The sequence below is a fragment of the Rhodococcus sp. 14-1411-2a genome, assembly GCF_002259485.1.
Lineage (GTDB): Bacteria > Actinomycetota > Actinomycetes > Mycobacteriales > Mycobacteriaceae > Rhodococcoides.
Window position 1 is genome coordinate 425,497 of record NZ_NPGA01000015.1, and the last position, 24,842, is coordinate 450,338.

The 24,842-nt window shown below is 64.5% G+C and carries 20 protein-coding genes and 1 pseudogene; 12 read left to right on the forward strand and 9 right to left on the reverse strand.

Going from position 1 to position 24,842, the window contains the following annotated elements:
- The 3 genes and pseudogenes from CH291_RS15740 (at position 1) to CH291_RS15750 (ending at position 2,823) form a co-directional block, all read left to right on the forward strand.
- Entirely contained in the window at positions 1 to 681 is a 681-nt protein-coding gene (locus CH291_RS15740) for an energy-coupling factor ABC transporter ATP-binding protein (protein WP_094687976.1), read from the forward strand.
- Positions 678 to 1,277: pseudogene (locus tag CH291_RS15745) on the forward strand (energy-coupling factor transporter transmembrane component T family protein); the annotation flags it as partial. The gene CH291_RS15740 and the pseudogene CH291_RS15745, both read left to right, overlap by 4 nt.
- On the forward strand, positions 1,270 to 2,823 hold the full coding sequence (locus CH291_RS15750; RefSeq protein WP_256980864.1) for an AMP-binding protein: 1,554 nt from the start codon (positions 1,270 to 1,272) through the stop codon (positions 2,821 to 2,823). The pseudogene CH291_RS15745 and the gene CH291_RS15750, both read left to right, overlap by 8 nt.
- Here the strand turns inward: CH291_RS15750 and CH291_RS15755 are convergent.
- The 5 genes from CH291_RS15755 to aroQ form a co-directional block, all read right to left on the reverse strand.
- Positions 2,727 to 3,518, reverse strand: coding sequence for an acyl-[acyl-carrier-protein] thioesterase (locus CH291_RS15755; protein ID WP_373455133.1), 792 nt, complete (start codon positions 3,516 to 3,518; stop codon positions 2,727 to 2,729). The genes CH291_RS15750 and CH291_RS15755 overlap by 97 nt on opposite strands.
- Positions 3,519 to 3,539: 21 nt before the next feature.
- A complete protein-coding gene (locus tag CH291_RS15760) occupies positions 3,540 to 5,090 on the reverse strand; it encodes a C40 family peptidase (RefSeq protein WP_068053465.1) in 1,551 nt (516 codons plus the stop codon).
- Between the two features lie 145 nt (positions 5,091 to 5,235).
- Positions 5,236 to 5,808, reverse strand: a complete 573-nt coding sequence (locus tag CH291_RS15765; protein WP_094687977.1) for a vitamin K epoxide reductase family protein — start codon at positions 5,806 to 5,808, stop codon at positions 5,236 to 5,238.
- A 16-nt stretch (positions 5,809 to 5,824) separates the two neighbouring features.
- A complete protein-coding gene (locus tag CH291_RS15770; RefSeq protein ID WP_256980865.1) occupies positions 5,825 to 6,577 on the reverse strand; it encodes a DsbA family protein in 753 nt (250 codons plus the stop codon).
- 31 nt (positions 6,578 to 6,608) lie between these two features.
- Entirely contained in the window at positions 6,609 to 7,043 is a 435-nt protein-coding gene (gene aroQ / locus CH291_RS15775) for a type II 3-dehydroquinate dehydratase (protein ID WP_094687978.1), read from the reverse strand.
- 111 nt (positions 7,044 to 7,154) lie between these two features.
- On the opposite strand from aroQ, the gene CH291_RS15780 reads away from it, so the two are divergent.
- Together CH291_RS15780 and CH291_RS15785 are read left to right on the forward strand one after the other, a co-directional pair.
- Positions 7,155 to 8,444: an MFS transporter gene (locus CH291_RS15780; RefSeq protein WP_094687979.1), complete on the forward strand. Its 1,290-nt coding sequence runs from the start codon at positions 7,155 to 7,157 to the stop codon at positions 8,442 to 8,444.
- 91 nt (positions 8,445 to 8,535) lie between these two features.
- Positions 8,536 to 10,230 (forward strand): MDR family MFS transporter, encoded by a 1,695-nt coding sequence (locus CH291_RS15785; protein ID WP_094687980.1) that lies wholly within the window; start codon positions 8,536 to 8,538, stop codon positions 10,228 to 10,230.
- A 77-nt stretch (positions 10,231 to 10,307) separates the two neighbouring features.
- On the opposite strand, the gene CH291_RS15790 is transcribed toward CH291_RS15785, so the two are convergent.
- Positions 10,308 to 10,988: a TetR/AcrR family transcriptional regulator C-terminal domain-containing protein gene (locus CH291_RS15790; RefSeq protein WP_094687981.1), complete on the reverse strand. Its 681-nt coding sequence runs from the start codon at positions 10,986 to 10,988 to the stop codon at positions 10,308 to 10,310.
- Positions 10,989 to 11,378: 390 nt separating this feature from the next.
- Between CH291_RS15790 and CH291_RS26810 the strand changes: the two genes are divergently transcribed.
- The 3 genes from CH291_RS26810 (at position 11,379) to CH291_RS15810 (ending at position 15,686) form a co-directional block, all read left to right on the forward strand.
- Positions 11,379 to 12,746 carry an ice-binding family protein gene (locus CH291_RS26810; RefSeq protein ID WP_256980866.1) on the forward strand — a complete coding sequence of 456 codons (1,368 nt, stop codon included), beginning with the start codon at positions 11,379 to 11,381 and terminating at the stop codon, positions 12,744 to 12,746.
- 3 nt (positions 12,747 to 12,749) lie between these two features.
- On the forward strand, positions 12,750 to 13,427 hold the full coding sequence (locus CH291_RS15805; protein ID WP_052049260.1) for a class F sortase: 678 nt from the start codon (positions 12,750 to 12,752) through the stop codon (positions 13,425 to 13,427).
- 102 nt (positions 13,428 to 13,529) lie between these two features.
- Complete coding sequence (locus CH291_RS15810; RefSeq protein WP_179276560.1) at positions 13,530 to 15,686, forward strand: glycosyltransferase family 39 protein; 2,157 nt, start codon at positions 13,530 to 13,532, stop codon at positions 15,684 to 15,686.
- Between the two features lie 82 nt (positions 15,687 to 15,768).
- Here CH291_RS15810 and CH291_RS15815 read toward each other — a convergent pair whose 3' ends face one another.
- The 3 genes from CH291_RS15815 to CH291_RS15825 all read right to left on the reverse strand — a co-directional run bounded on the left by CH291_RS15815 (position 15,769) and on the right by CH291_RS15825 (position 19,497).
- Positions 15,769 to 17,622, reverse strand: a complete 1,854-nt coding sequence (locus tag CH291_RS15815; protein WP_094688100.1) for an HNH endonuclease signature motif containing protein — start codon at positions 17,620 to 17,622, stop codon at positions 15,769 to 15,771.
- Positions 17,623 to 18,020: 398 nt separating this feature from the next.
- Positions 18,021 to 18,425 carry an ASCH domain-containing protein gene (locus CH291_RS15820; RefSeq protein ID WP_094687983.1) on the reverse strand — a complete coding sequence of 135 codons (405 nt, stop codon included), beginning with the start codon at positions 18,423 to 18,425 and terminating at the stop codon, positions 18,021 to 18,023.
- A 7-nt stretch (positions 18,426 to 18,432) separates the two neighbouring features.
- Positions 18,433 to 19,497 (reverse strand): endonuclease/exonuclease/phosphatase family protein, encoded by a 1,065-nt coding sequence (locus CH291_RS15825; RefSeq protein WP_094687984.1) that lies wholly within the window; start codon positions 19,495 to 19,497, stop codon positions 18,433 to 18,435.
- A gap of 100 nt (positions 19,498 to 19,597) precedes the next feature.
- Here CH291_RS15825 and CH291_RS15830 point away from each other — a divergent pair, with 100 nt between their 5' ends.
- The 4 genes from CH291_RS15830 to CH291_RS15845 are packed head-to-tail and all read left to right on the forward strand — an operon-like array spanning position 19,598 to position 24,841.
- Positions 19,598 to 20,410 carry a TIGR03084 family metal-binding protein gene (locus CH291_RS15830; RefSeq protein ID WP_068052745.1) on the forward strand — a complete coding sequence of 271 codons (813 nt, stop codon included), beginning with the start codon at positions 19,598 to 19,600 and terminating at the stop codon, positions 20,408 to 20,410.
- The gene (locus CH291_RS15835) at positions 20,407 to 22,101 is read left to right on the forward strand and encodes an acyclic terpene utilization AtuA family protein (RefSeq protein ID WP_094687985.1); all 1,695 of its coding nucleotides are present in this window, start codon (positions 20,407 to 20,409) and stop codon (positions 22,099 to 22,101) included. Before CH291_RS15830 ends, CH291_RS15835 begins: the two co-directional genes overlap by 4 nt.
- The gene (locus CH291_RS15840) at positions 22,098 to 23,246 is read left to right on the forward strand and encodes an acyl-CoA dehydrogenase family protein (RefSeq protein ID WP_094687986.1); all 1,149 of its coding nucleotides are present in this window, start codon (positions 22,098 to 22,100) and stop codon (positions 23,244 to 23,246) included. The genes CH291_RS15835 and CH291_RS15840 overlap by 4 nt, the downstream gene beginning before the upstream one ends.
- A complete protein-coding gene (locus tag CH291_RS15845) occupies positions 23,243 to 24,841 on the forward strand; it encodes an acyl-CoA carboxylase subunit beta (RefSeq protein WP_094670945.1) in 1,599 nt (532 codons plus the stop codon). Before CH291_RS15840 ends, CH291_RS15845 begins: the two co-directional genes overlap by 4 nt.
- Position 24,842: the final 1 nt, after the last annotated feature.

Consider the following 24,842-nt stretch of genomic DNA (forward strand, 5'->3'; position numbering starts at 1 on the left):
ATGAGCACAATCAAGTTCGAGAACATTTCGCACTCGTTCGGAGAACGGAAGGTGCTGCACGGCATCGACCTCGAGTTCGACGAGCGCCGTATCGGCATCATCGGCTCCAACGGTTCCGGCAAGTCGACGCTCGCGCGGATGATCAACGGTCTGATCAAACCCGATACGGGCCGCGTCACGGTCGACGGTATCGACGCCGCCAAGAAGGGTGCGCAGGTACGCAAGAAGGTCGGGTTCGTGTTCACCGATCCCGATTCGCAGATCGTGATGCCCACTGTCGCCGAGGATCTCGCGTTCTCGCTGCGCAGGTCCGGGCTGACCAAACAGCAGGTGGCCGAGCGGGTGGAGGAGATTCTCGTCCGCTTCCGTCTCGATCAGCACCGCGACCATCCGGCGCATCTGCTCTCCGGTGGACAGAAGCAACTGCTGGCGATCGGTGCCGTCCTCATCCGACGACCGGAGGTGGTCGTTGCGGACGAACCGACCACGCTGCTGGATCTGCGCAACGGACGCGTCGTCGCGCAGGCTCTGGATTCGATGGATCAGCAGGTCATCGTCGTGACCCACCAACTGGCCCTGCTGGACAGCTTCGAGCGCGTCTTCGTCATCGACGACGGCCGCATCGCGTTCGACGGAACCCCCGCCGCCGCGGTCCCGGCCTATCGGGAGCTGATCGGATGATCGGTCTCTACCGCCCCGGCACCTCGCTGCTGCACCGGATGAGCCCGGGATCGAAGCTGCTGGCGTTGATCTTCGCGATCCTGGGAACGGTGATCTTCGCGCGCACTCCGCTCGAGGTCGCAGCGGTGGCGCTGCTGGTCGCGGCGTTGTTCGCGGTGGCTCGCATTCCAGCGAAAGTCGCACTGGCGCAACTGCGTCCGGTGCTGTGGATGCTGCTGATCATCGGTGTCTTCCAGGTGATCATCACGACCTGGCAGCGCGCCGTCGTGGTGTGTGGGGTACTGGTGATCTCCGTTGCTCTGGCAGCTCTCGTCACCCTCACCACCCGCGTGACCGACATGCTCGATACCGTCACCCGAGCGCTCGGCCCCGTCCGCCGCTTCGGCGTCGACCCGGATCGCATCGGACTGCTCCTGGCTCTGGCCATCCGCTGCATCCCGCTGCTCGCCTCCATCGTCCAAGAGGTGTCGCAGGCCCGTAAGGCACGCGGACTGCAGTGGTCGATGACGGCGCTGGCGACGCCGGTCCTGGTGCGGGCCCTGCGCACCGCCGACGCCATGGGAGACGCCCTCGTCGCGCGCGGTGTAGATGACGATGGTGTCGATGTCGATGTCGATGACGATGACGATGTCGATGACGATGACGATGACGATGACGATGACGATGACGATGACGATGACGACGAACCGCACGATGACGAGTGAACTCCTCGCCGCCCGGATAGCGCGGCATTCCGACCGCCCCGAGGCAGCCGTGGTCGATGCGACCGGGGAGGTCACCTACCGCGAATTCTGGGACCGGGTGACACGCACGGCGACCGCAGTGGCAGGGATGCGTCGCATCGCGGTACTGCCGACGTCGGACATCGGGTCGTTGGTGGTCGTCGTCGCGGCGATGCATGCCGGCGTGAGTGTCGTTCTGCTGCATCGGCATTTGTTGGCTCAGGAATTCGCCGATGTCGTGGCGGTCTGCGAGCCCTCGCTGATTGTCGCGCACCCGCGTCAGCACGCGAGAGTGCACGGTTGGGGTGCAGTCGACGTGTTCGCACCCGAGGACATACCAGCCAGCCCGCCCGCCGCCGTCCCCACCCCCACACCGAATTCCGAGTTGCTCGTGGGCGTCACCTCGGGAACCACCGGTCCGCCCAAGCTGTTCGTGCGCAATCAAGCGTCGTGGGCGGCGACGCTGGATCGCTCCGATGCCTTGTTCGATCTCGGTCCGGGAGATCGGGTGTCCGCACCGGGCACTCTCGATCACACGCACTTTCTCTACGGCGCACTGCACGGGCTCACCCGCGGGGCGACGGTCGACCTACGGGAGCCCACGGTGGCCCTCGAAGATGCTGCAACACATCTGTATTCGGTCCCGACCATTGCTTGGGACATCGCTCGCTCGGGAGTGCGATCGGACAGTGTCCGTGAAGTGCTCTCGTCCGCGGCGCGATGGGCGGAACCGGGGAGGACCGCTCTGGCGGCGGTACTTCCGAACGCGGCGCTGACGCATTTCTACGGGGCGTCGGAGCTGAGTTTCGTTTCCTACGACCGAAGCGAAATCGAAGGCACCGAGGTCAGCGGGCAGCTGTTCGACGGAGTCGAGGTCGAGATCCGGGACGAGCTGCTTCATGTCCGCAGCGACATGCTGTTCGACGGCTACCTGAGCCGATTGGGAGGCCACACCACTCTGACGAACGGGCCGGTCGACGGGTGGATGACGGTCGGCGATCGCGGCAGTGTCGAAGACGGCCGACTGACCTTGTACGGCCGCGGCAGCGAGACGATCGTCCGGGCCGGTCTCACGGTGGAGTTGACCCCGATCGAGGCGGCCCTGCTCGCAGTTCCCGGTGTGCTCGAGGCCGGGGTGGTCGGGTTGCCCAACGACAGAACCGGTGAGGAATCTGCTGCCGGAGTTGTTGTGGGGCAGACCGATTCGATATCCGTGGCTCGGATTCGCCGCCACCTGCGCACCGTGCTGCCGGGGCCGAGCCTGCCCGTGGTGATCGCCGTCGTGGACGCTCTTCCGTGTACGCCGCGCGGCAAGCTCGACCGTCAGGCTCTGGCGGCAACCTTGGCCACAGTGCGGACCGTGGGCTCGCCCGATGCTCCGGTGACGACGAACCAGACGGTCAACGCGCCGCCGTCGTAGCGATGGCGCAGAGTGACGCGTTCACCCGCCAGTACCGGGCTCAGGTATTCGATGACGGCGCGGTGCGGCGACGCGGCCAGCTCGGGCACGTCGACCAGCAACTCCTCGATCGCGTGCCAGTAGACCGCATTGTTGAGGTGGTCGAACGGATCGATATCGGTTGCGCGCAAGGGGAACTGCACATCCGTGGGCGATTCGGCCGGCACCGGCTCGGTCAGCCATGCCTTCCATCGCAACCGGTGTTGATCGGTGGTTCGCGCCAGCATTTCCAGGGCACCGTCGCTGATGCGGGTCGGCATTCCGGTGTCCTTGCTGATGTTGATCCAGAAGCCCTCGGTCTCGATGCGTCCACCCTTCGGTGTCGTCAGTGCCACGCGCATGTTCGACCACCGCGTCGACATCGACGAACACCAGCGCCGCATGTGCACTCGGTCCGGGAAATGGATCGGCTCGAAGACGTCGATGACGGTGCGCCGCACGATCCACATGGGATCCGTCTTGCCCAGGGGAGTGGCGTCGAGGTTGTCGGTACCGATGTCCTGCAGGTAGCGGGCAACGCCGTCGAACCGTAGTCGGTTGTTCGGATCGATGTCGCCGGTTCGCACCGGCCAGTCGGTCTCGAAACCCTCACCGGGCGGCGGCTCCGGTGCCAGTTCGTCGTCGAATCCTGCCGGTTCCACACGTGCATTGGTCACGTCCGCACTGTACGCGCGCGCCTACACGATGTGACGGGCGCGCATACCGTCGAACACCGGTGCCACGCGCACCACGTCGCCGGTGGTGGGAGCGTGGACCATCTGGCCGTTGCCCATGTAGATCGCCACGTGGCCCGGCCCGGCCGGCCCGAAGTTACCGAACAGCAGATCGCCCGGTTGCGCCATTGCCATCGGAATCTCGGTGCCCACGTTCCACTGAGTCTCCGAGGTTCGGGGCAGCGTCACCTTTCCGCCCGAGGCCTTGTAGAGGGCATACGACGTCAGGCCCGAGCAGTCGAATCCGCCGCCGGACGGTCCGTTGATGTTGCCGCCGCCCCACACGTACGGCAGCCCCAGGTAGTCCATCGCCAACTGCACCGATCGTCCGCCGATTCCGGTGAGGTCGAGTCCGGCGAACGGGGTCAGGATGGCGGCGAACTGCGTTTCGGTCGCCCGGATACGAGAGACGTACGGCTTGGTCTGCGTCTCGTAATCGAATGTGCCAGAGGGCATACCGCCCGATCGCAGCACCGCTCCCGCGCCGGCGTTGTATCCGGCCAGGGTCAGATCCAAGGTGTCACCGGACACCTTGCCCTCGCGCTTCCACCCGTCGACCTGCCCGTAGATATCGCACAGCAGTGTGCCCGACGCCATCACCGAATCACCGATGCTGTTGACGTCGGTGACACCGTTGCCGTCGTAGTCCTTGCCGTACGTCGCCCAGGTTCCTGGCATGAACTGCCCCGGCCCCTGCGCGCCGGTGCTCGAGACCGGAGCAGTGGGGCCGTGCCGAAACCCGTTCTCGGCGGCATACAGTGCCGCGATGGTCGTCGCTTTGACGCCGCCGCAGATGTTGCCCGCCTTCTGCAGCCACGGCACGAAGGCGGTGATGGCTCCCACGGCACCCAAACCGATCGCGCCCACATTGATGCCGGTGAACGTAGCGGGTTGACCGGGAAACAGTGCACGTCTGATGGCCTCGGCCGACGCCATGAACGCGGTCTGGGTGGCGATGTCGGCGGCGGTGTACGTACGGCCGGCGAATTGAACGGCACCGGCTCCGAGCGCCGCTGCGGTGGTGGACAGCGCATTCGACGACCCAGCGCCCGAGGAGAACACACTGAACGGCAGTGGCGCGCTGGGTACTGCCGCAGCGAGAGCGGCAGGAGCGGCGCTAACAACATCTGTCGCCGCCGCAGCAGGATCGGTGGCAGTGGCAGGATCGGTAGCACTGGCAGGGTCAGCGATATCGGCTGCTTCTGTGTCCACTGCTTCGATGTCTTCCACCGTCGGCAGGTCGGGGAGCATCGGTTCGGCGGCGGTGTGCAGGCCCTCGGCGGCGTCGGAGAGGGTGCGGTCGGCGATGTCGGCGGCCGGTTCGGGCATGGTGCCCAGTAGTTCGGTCCACTGATCGCTCATCGTCTTCGCCTGATCTTCGGCGTTGGCGGCAATGTCTGCCGCCTGGTCCTGCACCGCCTGATCGGGAATCGGAGCCGGGGCGTCGGTTCCGGCGACTACACCGGCGGCGGACACGATGACGGCAACGATGACTGCGAATGGATCGCCTGCCATGTATCGACTCCTGCTACTCGAACGATCTTCCCCGAGCCAGGAGCTGTGATCAGTCTCACTCGGGTGCTGCACCCATCATGCACGGTGCAGACGTTCGACTCATGAGATTCGCAAAAGGAAATGCAGGGTTGTCAGAGCAGTATTTTCAAACCAAAGTTGCCCAGTAGTCCGAGAACTGGATTCCGATGAGCGCGACGACGATTGCGTACCACACCGCGAGCAGCGTCCAGCGCCATTCGAGGAAGAGGCGTCCGACGGTGCCGCCGCTGTTCGGGCCGGAGCCGACCAATCGGCTCAGAGCCAGCAAGAACAACGGCATCGTCACCGCCCACACCACCATGCAGTAGGGGCACAGGGTGTTGATCTCGTACAGACTCTCGAAGATCAGCCAGTGCACGAAGACCTCGCCGAGCAGCAGGCCTGCACTCAGTCCGAGCCAGAACCAGTGCGGTAGTTCGACGCGGCCGAGCCAGAGCACCCCGGCGACGAGGGCAATGGAGAAGGCGACGATGCCGAGGATGGGGTTCGGAAAACCGAACAGCGCAGCCTGTTTCGTCACCATCACCGAGCCGCACGAGAGCACCGGATTCAGGCTGCACGACGGGACGTACGACGCGTCCTCGAGCAGTTTGAATCGCTCGATCGTCAGCGTCATCGCGGCGAGTAACCCGAGCGCGCTGAAGACGGTGAATACAGCAGCGCCTGCGCGTGTCCTCATGGCGACCGGTTGCCGCTCAGTTACCGGCAGCGGCGGCGAGGATGTTCTCCGGCGTCGGGTTGGAGACGTCGGTGCCGTTGACGCGCACGTTCGGCGTTCCGTTGATGCCTTCGCCGAGGACCGACTGTGTCTGGGTGGTGACCCAATCGGTGTAGCTGCCGTCGGTGATGCACGACGCGACGGCGGGGGAGTCGGCCCCTGCAGAGGCGGCGATCGCGACGAGCTCGTCGTTGGTCAGTCCGGTTCCGCCCTCGGCCGGCTGCTGCTCGAACATTGCGGTGTGCCAGTTCATCCAGTTGTCGCGGTCGTTCTCGGCGACGCAGATCGCGGCGCTTGCCGCGCGGGTGGAGTACATGGTTCCGTTCGAGAACCGGTCGAGAATGGAGATGGGGCGGTAGTCGACGGCGACATTGCCCGCGTCGGCCAGCTGCTGCAACGTCGATCCGCTGATGGACTCGAAGTTCTTGCACGCGGGGCACTGGAAGTCCTCGACGACGCTGACGACGGTGGTGGCGTCGGGGTTGCCGAAGCGGATGGCACCGTCGTCCGTCACCGACGTGGGAGTGAGTTGAGCCCCGGTCGATTCGCCGGAGCCTGCGGCGGAAGATGCATCCCCCGACGTCGAATCCTTGTTGACGATGAAGAGGGCAATCGCCGCCACGAGCGCGATCAGAACGACTGCGACGACGATCTGGATCAGAGTCCGACGATTCTTGTCGCCGTTCTGCATGGCCTTGATGTCTTTCGAGACGTTCTTGCTCGTGTTCACGGCGACCAGTTTATGCAGTACAACCTGAGTGTCAGATGAGAGCAGCCAGTCTTTCGATGGCGAAGCGGTATCCGTCGATCCCGAGTCCGGCGATGACGCCGCTGGCGATGGGGGAGACGAAGGAGTGGTGCCGGAACTCCTCACGGGCGTGCACGTTGGAGATGTGCACCTCGATGACCGGCACCTCGGGGATGACGAGGGCGTCGCGCAGCGCCACCGAGGTGTGCGTCAGTCCGCCCGGGTTGATGACGATGCCCGACGCCACCCCGCGGGCCTCGTGGATCCAGTCGATGAGTTGGCCCTCGTGGTTGGACTGCTCTGCCTTGACGGTGAGTCCGTGCTCGGCGGCGGTCTTCTCGCACAGGGCGACGACGTCGGCGAGAGTGGCGTGGCCGTACACCTCCGGCTGCCTGGTGCCGAGCATGTTCAGATTCGGACCGTTGAGCACCAACAGCTGCTTGGCCACGACGTCGCTCCATTTCTTGCTTCGGGTACTACTGCCTGCTTCGGGTACTACTGCCCGCTCCGAGTACTACCGGCTACGACTATTCCACAGCGTGGTTGACACAATCGTCCGGTGAGTACTGGCAAGGCAGTCTGGGTGGTGTGGGGCGTCGGCGTCTTCGCCTACATCGTCGGAGTGCTGCATCGAACGTCGTTCGGCGTCGCCGGGCTGAGTGCGGCGGATCGGTTCTCGGTGTCGCCGTCGCTGCTGTCGTCGTTCGTGGTGCTGCAGGTGATCGTCTACGCGGGGATGCAGATCCCGGCCGGGGTGCTGCTGGATCGCATCGGTTCGCGCAAGATGATCGCCGCGGGCGCGCTGATCATGGCGTCGGCACAGATCACGTTGGCGCTGACGGAGTCGCTTCCGGTCGCGGTGGTCGCGCGCGCGTTCGTCGGCGTGGGCGACGCTCTCACCTTCATCTCGGTGCTGCGGTTGGTGCCGGTGTGGTTCACGCCGCGGCGAGTGCCGATCGTCTCGCAGCTGACCGGTCTGCTCGGCCAGCTCGGCCAGGTGCTCTCGGCGGTCCCGTTCCTGATTCTGTTGAACGGACCCGGTTGGACGTTCGCGTTCGGTAGCGCAGCGGCACTCGGTCTCCTTGCTCTCGTACTGGTTCTCGCGCTCGTCAGGGATCGCCCCGACGTCGGAGCTGCCCCAGTGTTCGAGCCGACGACGCTGAAACAGACCCTCGCCTCCATCGCCGAGGTGTGGCGACGCCCCGGCACTCGGCTCGGCTTCTTCTCGCACATGGGTACCCAGTTCTCCATCACCGTGTTCGCGTTGCTGTGGGGTGTTCCGTATCTGACGTCGGCGCAGGGCTTGTCGGCGTCGACGGCCGGAGCGTTGCTGACGGTGTCGGTGGCATCGGCGGTGGCGTCGGGCATCGTGGTTGGTGTTCTCACCGGGCGCTATCCGATGCGACGGTCGTGGCTGGTGCTGGCGATCATGATCAGCAACGCGACCATGTGGGCGATCGTGTTGGCGTTGCCCGGGCCCGCTCCGCTGTGGTTGTTGGTGTTGCTCGTGGTGGTGATCTCGGTGGGTGGCCCCGGTTCGGTGATCGGGTTCGACCTCGCGCGAACGTTCAATCCGAGCGCCAATCTGGGCACGGCGCAGGGGATGGTGAACATCGGTGGCTTCCTGGCGTCGCTGTTGGTGATCGCGGCGATCGGCTGGATTCTCGACGCGATGGGCGGCTACACCTTCGACAGCTTCCGGATCGCATTGCTCGTGCAGTTCCCGGTGTGGATCATCGCGATCACCGGAGTTCTGCTCACGCGCCGCAAGACCCGTCGAGTTCTCGCGGCCGAGGGAATTCATCCGCACACGATGCGTGAGGTGCGGGACCGGATCCGGCGCAAATAACTCTTTGCACCGACGGCGTTCTGCGCGCATGCTGGTGTCCCAATATCGTTGTAGGACACAAGCAAATGCTACGTAAAGGTGCGTCAAAGAGATGGTAACCGAGCCTGAAGTGACCCCCGCGTCCGGCGAGTATTCGCATCGCGAGATCATGACGATCCTGTCGGGCCTGATGATGGGCATGTTCCTCGCGGCGCTCGATCAGACCATCGTCTCGACGTCCGTCCGCACCATCGCCGACGACCTCAACGGGTTCTCGGTGCTGGCCTGGGTCACCACGGCCTACCTCATCACCTCGACGGTCTCGACCCCGTTGTACGGCAAACTCTCCGACCTCTACGGGCGCAAGCCGTTCTTCATGACGGCCATCTCGATCTTCGTCGTCGGATCGATGCTGTGCGGCATCGCGACGTCGATGTACGAGCTCGCCGCCTTCCGCGCCATCCAGGGCCTCGGTGCAGGCGGTCTGATGTCGATGGCGCTGGCGATCATCGGCGATATCGTGCCTCCGCGCGAACGTGCCAAGTACCAGGGCTACTTCCTGGCCGTGTTCGGCACGTCCAGCGTGCTCGGACCGGTCATCGGTGGCCTGCTCGCCGGGCAGTCGTCGATTCTCGGAATCACCGGCTGGCGTTGGGTTTTCTACATCAACGTCCCCCTCGGCATCATCGCGCTCGTGGTGGTGTGGCGAGTGCTCAATCTGCCGGTGTACCGCCGCGAGGCGCGCGTCGACTGGTGGGGGGCAGTGCTTCTCAGCGTCGGCCTGGTCCCGCTGCTCATCATCGCCGAGCAAGGTCGCGTGTGGGGATGGAGCTCGCCGCGGGCCCTGCTGTGCTTCGGAATCGGCATCGTGGGCGTCATCGCGTTCGTGCTCGCCGAGATCAAGATGGGCGACGACGCCCTGATCCCCATGCGGTTCTTCCGAAACCCGTTGTTCTCGTTGTGTATTGCTGTCAGCGTCATCGCCGGCGCAGCGATGTTCGGTGGCATCTCGCTACTGCCGCAGTACCTGCAGGTGGTCAAGGGATCCTCGCCGACGCTGGCCGGTTACCAGACTCTGCCCCTCGTCGGTGCCTTGATGGTCGCGTCGATCGTCTCGGGTCGCATGATCTCGAAGACGGGGCGGTACAAAATCTTTCCGATCGTCGGTACTGCACTGATGGCCATCGCGATGTTCGTCTTCCACTACGTGCACGCCGATACCCCGCTGTGGCAGACGATGGTCGTCATGGGTGTCTTCGGCCTCGGTCTCGGGTCGATGATGCAGCCGTTGACCCTGGCCATCCAGAATGCGATGCCGCCCAAGGACATGGGTGTATCCACCTCTGCCGCAACGTTCTTCCGGCAGATCGGTGCGACGGTCGGTGTGGCGGTGTTTCTGTCGATGCTGTTCACACAGCTGACCCCCAAGACGGGTGACGCGCTGATTGCCGCGAGTTCGACGCCGGCATTCCAGCAGGCAGTACAGAGCGCCGCCACCAGTTCCGATCCGCTCGAATCGGGTTTCGCTCGAGCCATCGCCTCGGGTGACGCCTCCGTCGCAGGCAGTGCACTGCAGGACAGCTCGTTCATTCAGAAGCTCGAACCGGCTCTGGCCGAGCCGTTCCGCATCGGGTTCTCCGACGCCATGGATTACGTGTTCCTGGCCGTGTCGATTCTGATGGTCCTCGGATTCGTACTGGTGCTCTTCCTCAAGGAGGTTCCGCTGCGCACGATGTCCGGCCTGGCCGCTGCGCAGCAGGAACGAGACGAAGAACGAGCGAACGAGGCAGGCACCGGACTGCTCTGATGGCGTGAAGGCCGATGCCGTGATCCTGGGACAAGGTACGGCTCGGTCCGGTGCGGGCCCCGGGAGCGTCGATCCGCTCAGGTCGAAGGTGCGGTGATGCCTCGGAACAGCACGTCGAGACCCAACTCGAGTTCGAGGGCACCGTCGTACTCGGTGATCAGAGGTGGCAGCGTCGACAGCAGGGGAAATGTGTCGATGGGGAGTCGGCGCAGAGCGAGGCTGAGGCGGTCGCCGGTCTCGTCCGGGTTGGCGGTCGTTTCCTGGGTCTCGCTCAGTAGATGGCCGCGTAGGAAGGAGATCATCAGCCGATAGCTCGTCAGGGCCTCGGGCAGCGTGAATCCCGCGGTGGTCAGCAGAATCAGAATGTTCTCGAGTGAGGCCAGTGACCGGGGCGTGCCCAATCCCAGTGGAGTCGCCTGAGGGCAGGTGGTCAGCAGCACCGCCGCGTGTGGGTGTTGGAGGGCGAGCTCACGGTAGTGCCGCGCAAAAATTCTGAGCTGACGCTGCCAATCGGGGTCTGCGCCGTCGACGCAGACGAGTGTGCCCAGTACCGAATCTGCGATGGCGTCGAGCAACGCCTGTTTGGTGGGCAGGTATCGGTAGAAGGTCATCGGATCGCGATCGATCGATGCCGCGAGGCTCCGGATCGTCAGGCTGTCGAGGCCGGTTCGATCGACGATGCTCAGGGCGGCGGACACCACGTACTCGCGGTCGATCTTGATATTGGAGTGTGGGCCCGGTCGGTTCGTCGTGGACATCGGTAGGCAACCTCTCGAAAGCAGTGAACCGACCGGTAAGTAGGGGGCAAACAAACTTGTTGTTCGACAACACTTTTCGCTTGACTCATTATCCTACACATGGTGTGCTGTAGCTCTACACCGTAGAGATACGGGGAAACTCTTAGTTGCGGAGTGGGCACGAGCCTCCGCTGATCGCATAGTTGTGTCACCTTGCCGAACTCCGTCGGCCGGTGACGTCATCGAATACGGAACCGCGATACCTCCACGCACTCGGATCGGTCCGGGGCGGCCGTTGAGCGTCGGGACATCAATTGCTGCGCAATCGAACTCGTCGGGGGATCGATTGCGCGGTTCACGAAGTCCGGCAACAAGTCCGATTCGCCCAACCAGCAGAACGGTATGCAATCCATGCCCGCTTCACAGCACACGTGCACGTCGACCCCCATCAGGCGCAGGGGCAGAACCCTCGTTCCGCTTGCCGGTTCGGTCGCTTTGGCCACCAGCGCTCTCATGCTGATCAACGTCCCCGCAGCCGAGGCTCAACCCACCACCGTCGAACTCGGCACCGCGGAGAGTTATGCCGTTCTGGCCGGCTCCAAGATCACGAACACCGGCCCGTCGAGGATCGGCGGCAACGTCGGAGTGAGCCCAGGCGTCGGTGTCGAACCGTTCATCACCGGATTCCCACCGGGAGAGCTCACCAGTGGAGTTATCAACGACCGCAATTCGGTTGCAGCGCAGGCGAAAGCGGATCTGAGTACCGGATACGACGACGCCGCCGGTCGACCGGGAGCAACCTCGACCGGAGTCGAACTCGGCGGACAGACATTGTTGGCCGGGTTGTACGGTTCGGGCACGTTCGGCCTGACCGGAACCCTCACACTCGACGCGCAGGGCAACTCCAACGCCGTGTTCATCTTCCAGGCGGCATCGACGCTGATCACGGCATCCGACAGCAGTGTCTCGCTGATCAACGGGGCCAACCCGTGCAACGTGTTCTGGCAGGTCGGAAGCTCGGCCACACTCGGCACCGGTACCGATTTCGTGGGCACGATCATGGCACGGGCGTCGATCACGGCGACCACGAATGCCGATGTGCAGGGACGGCTACTGGCTCTGGACGGAGCTGTCACCCTCGACTCGAACACGATCACCAACCCGGGTTGCGGAACCACCGAGCCGCCCGTGACCACCACACCTCCGATAACGACCACGCCTCCGGTGACCACAACGCCTCCGGTGACCACGACATCTCCGGAGACCACCACGCCGCCCGTGACCACGACATCTCCGGAGACCACCACGCCGCCCGTGACCACGACATCTCCGGGTGATGGTGGCGGTACGCCGGGTGATGGTGGCGGTACGCCGCCGATCGTCATCGAGGTGCCCCCGATTCCGGGTGTGCCGCCGGTGATCACCATCCCGCCGATCCCGGGTGTCCCGAACGTGCCGAATCAGCCGAACGTGCCGAATCAGCCGAACGTGCCGAATCAGCCGAACGTGCCGAATCAGCCGAACGTGCCGAACCAGCCGAACGTGCCCAACCAGCCGAACGTGCCCAACCAGCCGATCACACCGGGTGGCCCGGATCAGCCGGGCACGTACAACCCCGGTGGCCAGATCACACAGATCCCGAACGGTGGTGTCGACACCGGTGACGGCAGTACCGTGAACCGTTCGACTGCAACGTCGTTCGCTCCGATGTGGACATTGCTGGCGGTACTCGCGGTCGGTGCTTTCTCTGCCTTGGCTCTGACTCGTCGTCGGAACTGATCGGTGAGACCTACCGTCGAGGTATCGGTACCTCCGGCCGAATCCGCCCGCACCACGACCCGTCATCGGGTCGTGGTGCGGGCGGTGGCAGCGGCGTTCCTGGTGCTGCTGTCGCTGGTTGCCGGCTGCGCAACGCCCTCGGATGCCGGCCCCGCGCAGAACGAGTCGATGCCCTCGGCTTCTGCTCCCGCCGTCGTCACGCCGTCGGGTGAGGTCGGCGCCGGATCGTCGTCGGCGCCCGGGTCCCCGCCTGCGCGCCTCGAGATCGGTGCGATCGGCGTCGACTCCGATGTGATGGGTCTGGGTCTGCGTCCGGACGGCTCGATGGAGGTACCCGCGGGCGGTTTCCCCGCCGGTTGGTACACCGGGTCGCCGGTTCCGGGGCAACTGGGACCGTCGATCGTTGCGGGGCATGTGGATTGGGGCGGCAGCCCCGGTGTCTTCTACCGGCTGCGCGATCTCGAACTGGGCGACGATGTCACCGTTGTCAGCCAGGACGGCAGCACGGTCCGGTTCGTCGTCAGCGCGGTGGAGCAGTATCCGAAGGATGCGTTTCCCACCGACAAGGTCTACGGAGACATCGACCACCCAGGCTTGCGCTTGATCACCTGTGGCGGCCAATTCGACTCGGATATCTCCAGTTACGACGACAACATCGTCGTGTACGCCGATCGCGTCTGAGCGAGCTCTCTCGCTCACAGCAAGTTCGCAGGCTGCTCCCAGCCCGGCCGACGGTCCATCGCACATTCTCGTAGTCGACAACTTCGACGAACAGGATCTGCGATGACTGCCCAACTCGACCGACCGGCCGCGATGCCTCCGTCGCACGCCCGCCAGCCGTCCTGGCAGACCACGTGGTGGTATCGCCGCCGGCACCTGCTCGGTCTGCTGATACTGCTCGCGGCCACGGCAACGCTGTACCTGTGGAACCTGACGGCAAGTGGATACGCGAACACGTTCTACGCCGCCGCGGTGCAGGCCGGTACCAAGGACTGGACGGCGTGGTTCTTCGGATCCCTCGACTCCGAGAACTTCATCACCGTGGACAAGCCGCCGGCCTCGCTGTGGGTCATGGGTCTGTCGGCTCGACTGTTCGGGTTCTCGAGCTTCAGTTTGCTTCTGCCGCAGGCATTGATGGGTGTCGCCTCGGTGGCGACGGTGTATGCCGCGGTCAAGCGTGTCGCGAACCCCACGGCCGGGTTGCTCGCCGGCTTCACCCTGGCATCGGTGCCGGCGGCGGCCTTGATGTTCAACTTCGACAATCCCGACGCGCTGCTGGTGTTGCTCATGACACTCGGCGGCTACTTCGTCGTGCGATCTCTGCAGACAGCTGCCGGACGACGGGCCGCGATGTGGCTCGCTTTTGCCGGAGTGGCGCTGGGGTTCGCGTTCCTCACGAAGATGCTGCAGGGGCTGCTGGTGTTGCCGGCGTTCGGTCTCACGTATCTCGTTGCAGGACAGGCTCAGTTGCGGGCCAGATTGCTGCACCTGGTCGGGGCCTCGGCGGCTCTCGTGGTCGCCGCCGGGTGGTGGGTGGTGACGGTCCAGCTCTGGCCGGAAAGTGCCCGACCGTACATCGGTGGGTCCACCGACAACACCGTCATGGATCTGGTGCTCGGGTACAACGGGCTCGGCCGCATCTTCGGCAACAGCGGCGGAGGTGGCATGGAGACTCCGGCGGGAATGAGTGCCGGGGCAGCCGGGTCCAGCTTCGGAGGCTCGACCGGTCTGGACCGACTGTTCGGCAGCGAGATGGGAATCCAGATCTCCTGGCTGATCCCGGCGGCCCTGGTGGCGCTGGTCTTCGGGCTGATCGCACGTGGCCGAGCGCCGCGAACCGACCTCCTGCGTGCGTCCCTGATTCTGTGGGGCGGGTGGTTCCTGGTGACGGCGTTGATCTTCAGCTACATGTCCGGAACGATCCACCCGTACTACACCGTCGCGCTCGCCCCTGCACTCGCGGGCATGATCGGAACCGGCGGCTACGCACTGTGGCTCAGGCGTGAATCGATTTGGGGCAGAGCCGGTATGGCATCGATGATGATCGCAGCCGGGATCTGGAGTTGGGTGCTGTTGCATCGCAACGCGGACTGGCTGCCGGCACTGAAGTGGATCCTGTTGGTGGGAACCATCGTTGCGGCCGTGATGATCTTGGCGGCCGGGCGATACCGAAAGCTCACTGCGGCAGCGCTGATCCTCGGAGCCGTAGCAGGTCTCGGCGGCGGCGCGTCGTATGCCATCGCTACGACGACGAACGCGCACAGTGGTTCCGTCCCCACCGCAGGTCCGACCGGTGCAGTCAGCGACGGCGGTCCCGGCGGAATGCCCAGCGGTGGAATGCCGAGTGGTGGAATGCCGAGTGGTGGAATGCCGAGTGGTGGAATGCCGACGGGAGCGATGCCGGGTGATGCTGCTCCGAATGACGCTGTGCCGAATGACGCTGTGCCGAATGATGCTGTGCCGAATGATGCTGTGCTGGGCGGTGATGTGGCCATGCCTGCCGATGCGGCCGATCTTCCGGCCGGCTTCGCCACCGGTGACGTCGGCACAGGCGGCATGCCCAGCATGGGTGGCATGGGCGGTGAGACCAACGAGGAGTTGACGGCTCTGCTCGAATCCACGACCACGAGGTGGTCCGCTGCGGTGAACGGTTCGATGTCCGCAGCCGGATACGAGTTGTCGTCCGATACGGCCGTCATGGCCATCGGCGGGTGGAGTGGTGATCCTGCGCCGTCGCTCGACGAGTTCATCGAGTACGTCTCCAACCACGAGGTGACGTACTACGTGTCCGGAGGAATGGGTGGCGGTATGGCTCGTGGAGGAATGGGCGGCGACTCGGAGAGTACGTCCTCACAGATCCAGGAGTGGGTCGAGGCGAACTTCACGGCGACCACGGTCGGCAGCGCGACGGTGTACGACCTGAGTACCTACGCAGGCTGATACCCACGAACGACTACGCACTGTTGTTCCGCCGCAGACGTATTCGACTGCGGCGGAACACCTGTGTGCACGCCCGGGCCGGTCAGAAGGGCGGTGGCTCGTCGTCGGGTGCCGAGGCGGGCATCGGGGTCCGTTGTGGATTCGTCGGCCTCCGAGCCGACGAATCGCGCTGAGGTGCCGACCCTCGCGGCTTCGAGTGGATCTTCGCTAGGTGGCTGAAGTCCGCAAGTTGTGTCGTGCCGGGAACCGTGATCGCGGTGGTGCCGGCATTCGAGACCCAGAACTCGATGCCGTCGGCGAGCATCACCGGAGTCCACAGACCCATGGTCTTGAGGCTGTGGTGGTAGCGGCACAGGCAGTGCAGGTTGGTGTCGATGGTCCAGCCACCGGACTCGGGATCGCGATGGAAGTACGGGACGATGTGGTCGATCTCGCACTGCTGGGCCGGGACATCGCAACCCGGATGTCGGCAGGTGCGATCGCGATACCGAATACGTTCCGCCAGTGCGACAGTCGGGCGATAGATGAGGGCTCCGGGTGGCGGCAGCTCGAGACCGCCGTGCCCGTCCGGGTGCAGGGCGAGCCCAAGAGCTGGATCCGATGCGATCGCTGCTTCGAGTTCGGCAACGAAAGTGTAAGTACCGCGATACGGAGTGGCGACACAGCTGTTCCGTGGTGGTTGTGCGGACTTCGGCGCCCGCGGGTGCCGAGGAACAATGCCGCCGACACGGCGACGACCACGCCCCAGCGGATGAAACACCAGATGTGAGGTGCTGCCCTTGGACCTGCTGTTTCTCGACTTGCCTACCTTGGATCCTCTGGGCTTCTTCTGGCTGTTTTTCGATCTGCTGTTGTTCGTCCTGCTGCCGCCGCTGTCGGCTCTGCTCTCGGCACCCTTGTCACCAGTGCCTGCGCCACTGTCGGTATCGGTATCGAGGTCGATGAGTGACTCCAGGTCTTCGCCGTAACCGAGTTTCTCCGCCAGATCGCGGGCTTCGGTGAGCAGGATCTGCCAGTGTGCGTTGTCGGCGAGTTCACGGGCGTACTCGGCATCGATGGGGCCGTGGCCGGCCAGGTGAGCGGGATTGGACAGCAAACCGGCGAGCGTGGCGAGGTCGACGGTGATCACCGTCAGTGGGGCGCGTCGATCAGGACGCACAGTATCGGCCGTGCACGGATTGTCGTCATCGGGCTCGCACATGCAGACCATCGACGACTCCTGCTGCAGCAGAGCAACATACGCTGCGGCACGCTTCTGCCCCTTGTTTCGCGGATCTCGACGGCAGACGGTAGCGGCCATCTCGTTGATCAACTGCCAGGCAGCTGCGGCGTCGGCGGCGGTGAGGTCGGCCTTCAGCGTCGACAGCACATCTTTGTCGGTGTACGTGACGTTCGTGTGCCGTTCCAAGTCCTTACGCAGAGCGGCGGCCTGCTCGGGCGCGATGCGATACATGATGGACCAGATTTCCGTCGCCAGGGGACCAGGTGACAGACGTCGGGCAGCGTGCAGAACCTCTCCTTGGACGGCCGTCGCCGCGTCCTGCGTCAGGTTGTGGGTACAGCGGTAGATCGCGCGGACGCGAGCAAGATCGAGTTCGCCGGCCTCGAACGCGGCCGCGACGGTAGGAAGCCGAAGCCGAAGGTCCATTCCTACCTCGGCATACGTGTTCGCGACAGTCTTCGAGCAACCGAGAACGCGTGCGACTTCGGACGCCGCATAGTTGCCCGCGTCCTGAATGACATCACCGACGAGGACGTTCTGATGGATGCACGAGTCCCAGATAGCCGCGGCGAGAGCGACCTTGCGAGCGCACGCCTGATTCTCCAGAATCGCAACGTCGCGAATTTCGCCCAGCACTGTGCCGTCGATGTACGGCTTCGATCGCGGCCCGAGATAGGCCGCGAATCGACTGCGCGTCGAACTGGATGTATTCACTGTGTAGTCGCCCCCCGGCACGTGTTCCGACTAGAAGTAGAACGTACGTTCGATGGTACGTCGGAATGCGAAGTTCGTCAACACCAATTCTGTTGCGCGGAAGAAGGATTGATGGAAGCGGCCTATACACCCAGACACCGACAAGAATATTCGACTCCGACGCCGCGTAAGGCTCCAGGATGATCACGAGCCAGAACTACCCCGCCTTCGAGGTGAGCCCGGTATCGATTCCCCGGACTGATGCCGTCGCACCCGAGCCCCTGTGCGGCCTGTAGGGCATGCCGATGTTCGTCACCGTCCCCACCGCGAATCTCGCTGAATCGACCGAAATTCTGAACCGGAGCTCTCGGTTTCTTCGACCTCTTCGCGCTGGCCAGTGGCATCGATCCCCACCCAACTCACCATGGAACGAGTATGAATCGCTCCAGTACCACCTGAGTGTCGTCGTCGACGGTGAAATCGGGATCGCCCAGTTCCGCGCGAACCTCGGGCGAGTGCCAGAATCTTTCGTGCCCGGCGCGCCAGTGCGCCACATCGATGTATCCCTCACCCTCGTCGAGGGCATGTTGGAGCGAAACATCCTTCAGCGCAACGATATCGACACCAGTGGTTTCGACGACTCCCACCACGACTCCGGCTGAATCCACCACCGCGCCGCGTTCGCCGACTCTCGGCAGCTCCTCGTCGGCGTACTGCACCAACAGGCTTGCTGTGCTGGTCTTCTCGCCGGAGAGAACGGCCGCGACCAGGGCATTCCGCAGGGGGCCGGGATAGGCGAATTCCACAATCGGTAGATCGGTCACTCGCCCATCATATTTCGAGGTCTACCCACACCAGCCGGTGGTCCGACGGGTGCTCGGTGCCCGAGGGCCAGTGGACGGCGGAGTCGATCACCGTCAGATCGTCCGACGGCAGCACGTAGTCGACGCGCAGGTCACCGGGCGTAGGGTCGGCGAAATCTGCTGTGTCCGTGCCATGTTCGGCCGAGGCGGGTGCCGGATCCTGCACCCGCGGAAGGTCGAGAACCTGCGCGATGGCACCGGCCACCGAATCTCCGTCGACCGGGTCGCTGTTCTGATCGCCCAACATGACGAACGACGCTCCGTCCTCCAGCCCGCCGCGCACACCGTTGTCGTCGTGCAGGTAGTCCGCACCCGAGATGTAATCGGCACTGAGCCTGATCTCGTCGTGATTGCGCTTGCCATTACGGTCTTCGGGCCCGTCGAAGGACGGGGGAGTGGGGTGGGACGCCAACACATGTAGCGTCTTTCCGTTCACGTCGATCGGCACGTCCCAATGAGACTTGCTGGACAGCCGAAGCGCGTCGAACACCTCTCCGTAGTAGTCGCGCGGCAGCAGCGAATCCGGCATGTCCTTCCACAGGAAGTTCTGGAACGTACGTACCGAATCGGTGGCGATCGGGAACTTCGAGTACACGACCATCCCGTACTGCCCGGGAAACTGCCCGAACCCCAACGCATCACCCGGGCCGCCCAGCTGGCCGTCTTTATCCAGATCGAGTCCCGAGTCGACGCCCGTATTCACCGGCGCAGTGAAGGAGTGCGGATACTGTCCGTCGAGATAGTTGTCGTTGAACAGCCTCACCGCATCGTCACCCGAGTAGTCGAACTCGTTGACCAGCAACACATCCGGTGAGTTCGCGGAGATCACATCGGCAACCGCGCGAGCCTGTGCGTCCTCACCCTGCAGATCGGTCACCAGCTGCCCGGCCACCGGCCGATTGAGGCTGGCATTGAACGTTGCCACGCGTACCGGCGTCGTAACGGCTTCGCGTCGGTCTGCATCAGGGTCGGATGAGGAGCAACCAGAGGCCATGACGGCGAGGGTAACGGTGACGGCCACAAGTCTCGACATTCTCACGCTCGCCACCGTAGGGATAGCAAGCGAACACGAGGTTACAAATTAACAAGCAGGCGTGCTTGCTTTTTTCAGGACCTCCTGTGAAGCTGGGCTCATGGCAGACCTCGACTCTCTCGTCGACGACCTACGCGCCGAGGGCAACGACCTCGATGCACTCGTGGCCGAGCTGACCCCGGAGCAGTGGGCAGCACCGACACCGGCCGCGGGGTGGACCGTCGCGCACCAGATAGCGCACCTCTCCTGGACCGATCACGTCGCGGAGCGGACCACGTCGGGAGCATCCGGCGATGTCGAGGCCAAGGAGGAGTTCGCTCTCACTCTGAAGAAGGCATGGGAGAACCCCACCGGCTTCGTCGACGAGGCGGCCGAGGAGGAGTCGCGTGATCCCGAACTACTGAGCACCTGGCGTACTCGACGCCGTGCCATGAACGAAGCGCTCACACAGGTTCCGACGGGGACCAAGATCGACTGGTTCGGACCCCCGATGAGTGCGGCGTCCATGGCCACGGCGCGTCTGATGGAGACCTGGGCGCACGGTCAGGATGTCGCCGACGCGGTGGGCGTCACCCGCGTCGCCACCGACCGAATCCGCGGCGTCGCACACATAGGCGTTCGCACAAGGGATTTCGCCTACGCGATCAACCAGCAAACGCCTCCCGCCGAACCGTTCCGCATCGAGCTCACCGCGCCCTCGGGAGAGCTCTGGACCTGGGGACCCGAGGATGCCGCCCAACGGGTGAGCGGTCCGGCACTCGACTTCTGCCTTCTCGTCACCCAGCGCGCTCACCGCGACGACCTCGGTATTGCGGCCGAGGGAGCCGACGCCGCGCACTGGCTCACCATCGCCCAAGCCTTCGCAGGCCCTCCGGGGGTCGGACGGACACAGTCAGGACGAGAGCAAGCATGACCGTACGAATCGGCAACTGTTCGGGCTTCTATGGAGACCGCCTCTCGGCCATGCGAGAGATGCTCGAGGGCGGCGAACTCGATTACCTCACGGGTGATTACCTGGCCGAGCTGACGATGCTCATTCTCGGTCGCGATCGAATGAAGGACGCGACCCGTGGCTACGCCAAGACCTTTCTGCGGCAGGCCGAGGATTGCCTGGGGTTGGCACTGGACAAAGGTGTCAAGATCGTCGCCAACGCAGGCGGACTCAACCCCCGGGGCCTGGCCGAGGCACTGGAGAAGCTGGACTCCGGCGCGAAGATCGCGTACGTCGACGGTGACGACCTCCTCGGCCGAGCCACCGAACTCGGTCTCGGCAACCCGCTGACCGCAAATGCCTACCTCGGCGCATGGGGCATCGTCGAATGCCTGAACTCCGGTGCCGACGTCGTGGTCACCGGGCGCGTCACCGACGCCAGCGTGATCGTCGGACCGGCCGCAGCCCACTTCGGTTGGGCACCGACCGATTACGACGCGTTGGCCGGGGCCGTGATCGCCGGACATGTCATCGAATGCGGAACGCAGGCGACGGGTGGCAACTACTCGTTCTTCACCGAAATCGCAGACATGTCCCGTCCCGGATTCCCCATCGCCGAGATCGAGTCCGACGGTTCGTCCGTCATCACCAAGCACGAGGGCACCGGCGGTGCCGTCAGCGTCGGCACCGTGACCGCTCAGCTGCTGTACGAGATCACCGGCGGGCGGTACGCGAACCCCGACGTCACCGCGCGGATCGATTCGGCGATCCTGGCGCAGGAGTCCAGCGATCGGGTGTCCATCACCGGCGTGACCGGCGAAGCACCGCCGCCCACCTACAAGGTCTCGCTCAACGCACTCGGCGGGTTCCGCAACGAATTCACGATGGTGCTCACCGGCCTCGATATCGAAGCCAAAGCAGCACTGGCACAACGGCAATTCGAGTCCTGGCTCCCGGCTCGCCCCACCGAGCTCGACTGGACTCTGGTGCGCACCGACAAGCCCGACGCCGAGACCGAGGAGACGGCCAGCGCCCTGCTGCGCTGCGTCGCGCGCGACAGCAACCCCGACGTCGTGGGACGTCAGTTCTCCGCCGTAGCAGTCGAACTGGCACTGGCCAGCTATCCCGGATTCTCGGTCACCGCCCCACCCGGAAACGGTGCGCCCTACGGAGTGTTCACCGCAGGCTTCGTCGACGCAGCCGAGGTGCCGCACGTCGCGCACCTGGCCGATGGCACCGAGTCCACCATCGCTCCGTCGACCGAGACGCAGGTACTGGAGCCCGTGGAAGGACCGGAGCTGCCTGCACCCAGAGCAGCCGAGGCGACCATTCGCCTTCCACTCGGAACCATCGCAGCGGCTCGAAGCGGCGACAAGGGCGGCAACGCCAACGTCGGGGTCTGGGTCCGCACCGACGACGAATTCTCCTGGCTGGTTCACGCATTGACGGTCGAGACTCTGAAGCAGATGCTGCCCGAGGCCGAGCCGCTCACCGTCACGCGTCATGTACTGCCCAATCTGCGGGCCGTGAACTTCGTCATCGAGGGAATCCTCGGCCAAGGCGTCGCCTCGCAGGCCAGGTTCGATCCACAGGCCAAGGGGCTCGGTGAATGGCTGCGGTCGCGGCACATCGACATCCCCGAAACACTCGCGTACAAGGGAGCACTCGAATGAGTATCTGGACGACGCCGGAGCGTCAGCAGCTGCGCAAGACCGTCCGCAGTTTCGTGGAGCAGGACATCGCCCCGCACATGAATCAGTGGGAGACCGACGGCGAGATTCCGCGTGAGCTGCACAAGAAGGCAGCCGCTCTCGGACTGATCGGAGCAGGCTTTCCCGAGGAGGTCGGCGGAGATGGTGGGGATCTGGCCGACGCCGTCGTGATCTGCGAGGAGATGCACCAGGCCGGTGCGTCGGGTGGACTGTTCGCATCGCTGTTCACCAGTGGAATTGCGTTGCCGCACTTGGTGGCTGCGGGCGACGCCGACCAGATCGAGAAGTGGGTGCGGCCCACGCTGGCGGGGGAGAAGATCGGCTCGCTCGCCATCACCGAACCGGGTGGCGGTTCCGACGTCGGGCACCTCAGGACGAAGGCCGTCAAGGATGGCGATCACTACGTCGTCAACGGCTCGAAGACGTACATTACCTCGGGGTGCCGAGCAGATTTCATCGTCACCGCGGTGCGGACCGGAGGCGAGGGCGCAGCGGGCGTCTCGCTGCTCGTCATCGAGAAGGGCACGCCAGGGTTCGAGGTCACCAGCAAGCTCGACAAGATGGGCTGGCGCGCATCCGATACCGCCGAGCTGTCGTTCGTCGACGCCCGCGTCCCGGTCGCCAATCTCGTCGGTGCCGAGAACAGCGGCTTCGCGCAGATCGCGCAGGCGTTTCTCACCGAGCGAATCGCCCTCGCCGCGCAGGCCTACGCCAGCGCGCAGCGGTGCCTGGATCTGACGCTGCAGTGGGTCCGCGATCGGGAGACCTTCGGAAAGCCGCTCATCGCACGGCAATCCGTACAGAACACCGTCACCGAGATGGCGCGCAAGATCGACATCGCCCGCGTCTACACCCGCTCCCTCGTCGAGCGGTCCCTGCAGGAGAACCAAGACTTCATCGCCGAAGTCTGCTTCGCGAAGAACACCGCCGTCGAGTCCGGGGAGTGGGTCGCCAATCAAGCGGTGCAGCTCTTCGGCGGGCTCGGCTACATGCGCGAGAGCGAAGTCGAGCGGCAGTACCGCGACATGCGCATCCTCGGCATCGGCGGCGGGACCACCGAGATCCTCACCGGGCTGGCTGCAAAACGATTGGGGTACCAGGCATGAGCGTGCTCAAGTCCACCCTCGACACCGCATCGGAGCAGTACGCGGGGAGCGTCGAGGCCATGAACACCAAACTCGGCGAGATCGAAGCCGAGCACTCGAAGGCTCTGCTCGGTGGCGGTCAGAAATACGTGGAGCGACACAAGAAGCGCGGCAAGCTTCTCGCCCGTGAACGCATCGAACTGCTGATCGACGAGGACTCGGCCTTCCTCGAACTGTGCCCACTCGCGGCCTGGGGCAGCGACTTTCCCGTCGGAGCCAGCACCGTCATGGGTATCGGCGTGGTGTGCGGCGTCGAATGCCTCATCGTCGCCAACGACCCGACGGTCCGCGGCGGGGCGAGCAACCCGTGGACGCTGAAGAAGGGGTTCCGCGGCAACGACATCGCCACGCAGAACCGGCTTCCGGTCATCTCCTTGGTCGAGTCCGGTGGAGCCGATCTACCGACTCAGAAGGAGGTGTTCATCCCCGGCGGTCGCATGTTCCGTGATCTGACGCAGCTCTCGGCGGCGGGCATCCCCACGATCGCGCTGGTGTTCGGTAACTCCACCGCAGGCGGCGCGTATATCCCCGGCATGTCCGATCACGTCGTCATGGTCAAGGAACGCTCCAAGGTCTTCCTCGCCGGACCACCGCTGGTCAAGATGGCGACCGGCGAGGACTCGGACGACGAATCGCTCGGCGGTGCCGAGATGCACGCCCGAAAGTCCGGCCTCGCAGACTATTTCGCCGTCGACGAGCAGGACGCCATCCGCATCGGGCGCAGCATCGTTTCCCGTTTGAACTGGAAGAAGAAGGGCCCCGAGCCGCGCGCCGAGGTCATCGAGCCGTTGGCCGACCCCGAAGACCTCCTCGGCATCGTCCCCACGGATCTGAAGATCCCGTTCGACCCACGCGAGGTCATCGCCCGCATCGTCGACGGTTCGGATTTCGACGAGTTCAAGCCCATGTACGGCGGTTCGCTCGTCACCGGCTGGGCCGAGCTGCACGGATATCCGATCGGCATTCTGGCCAATGCCCGCGGTGTGTTGTTCAGCGAGGAATCGCAGAAGGCGACGCAGTTCATTCAGCTCGCCAATCGGTCGAACACCCCACTCCTGTTCCTGCACAACACCACTGGATACATGGTCGGAAAGGAGTACGAGGAGGGCGGCATGATCAAACACGGATCGATGATGATCAACGCCGTCTCCAACTCGAAAGTTCCGCATATCTCCATCCTGCTCGGCGCGTCCTACGGAGCCGGTCACTACGGCATGTGTGGCCGCGCATTCGATCCGCGATTCCTCTTCGCCTGGCCGTCCAGCAAATCCGCCGTCATGGGCGGCGCGCAGCTCGCCGGTGTCATCTCCATCGTCGGACGCGCCGCCGCCGAAGCTCGCGGACAAGCCTTCGACGCCGAAGCCGATGCCGGAATGCGCGCGATGATCGAAGGCCAGATCGAGGCCGAGTCGATGCCGATGTTCCTCTCCGGACGCCTCTACGACGACGGCGTCATCGACCCCCGTGATACCCGCACGGTGGTGGGAATGTGCCTGTCGGCCATCGCCACCGCCCCGATCGAAGGCACCGCCAACTTCGGTGTCTTCCGGATGTGAA

Excerpts from the sequence above, each read along its gene's own strand:
- CH291_RS15740 (WP_094687976.1), top strand. The coding sequence starts at position 1 with ATGAGCACAATCAAGTTCGAGAACATTTCGCACTCGTTCGGAGAACGG.
- CH291_RS15785 (WP_094687980.1), top strand. The coding sequence starts at position 8,536 with ATGGTAACCGAGCCTGAAGTGACCCCCGCGTCCGGCGAGTATTCGCAT.
- CH291_RS15830 (WP_068052745.1), top strand. The coding sequence starts at position 19,598 with ATGGCAGACCTCGACTCTCTCGTCGACGACCTACGCGCCGAGGGCAAC.
- CH291_RS15845 (WP_094670945.1), top strand. The coding sequence starts at position 23,243 with ATGAGCGTGCTCAAGTCCACCCTCGACACCGCATCGGAGCAGTACGCG.
- CH291_RS15760 (WP_068053465.1), bottom strand. The coding sequence starts at position 5,090 with ATGGCAGGCGATCCATTCGCAGTCATCGTTGCCGTCATCGTGTCCGCC.
- CH291_RS15810 (WP_179276560.1), top strand. The coding sequence starts at position 13,530 with ATGACTGCCCAACTCGACCGACCGGCCGCGATGCCTCCGTCGCACGCC.
- CH291_RS15765 (WP_094687977.1), bottom strand. The coding sequence starts at position 5,808 with ATGAGGACACGCGCAGGCGCTGCTGTATTCACCGTCTTCAGCGCGCTC.
- CH291_RS15840 (WP_094687986.1), top strand. The coding sequence starts at position 22,098 with ATGAGTATCTGGACGACGCCGGAGCGTCAGCAGCTGCGCAAGACCGTC.
- CH291_RS15825 (WP_094687984.1), bottom strand. The coding sequence starts at position 19,497 with ATGTCGAGACTTGTGGCCGTCACCGTTACCCTCGCCGTCATGGCCTCT.
- CH291_RS15790 (WP_094687981.1), bottom strand. The coding sequence starts at position 10,988 with ATGTCCACGACGAACCGACCGGGCCCACACTCCAATATCAAGATCGAC.
- CH291_RS26810 (WP_256980866.1), top strand. The coding sequence starts at position 11,379 with ATGCCCGCTTCACAGCACACGTGCACGTCGACCCCCATCAGGCGCAGG.
- CH291_RS15750 (WP_256980864.1), top strand. The coding sequence starts at position 1,270 with ATGACGATGGTGTCGATGTCGATGTCGATGACGATGACGATGTCGATG.
- CH291_RS15835 (WP_094687985.1), top strand. The coding sequence starts at position 20,407 with ATGACCGTACGAATCGGCAACTGTTCGGGCTTCTATGGAGACCGCCTC.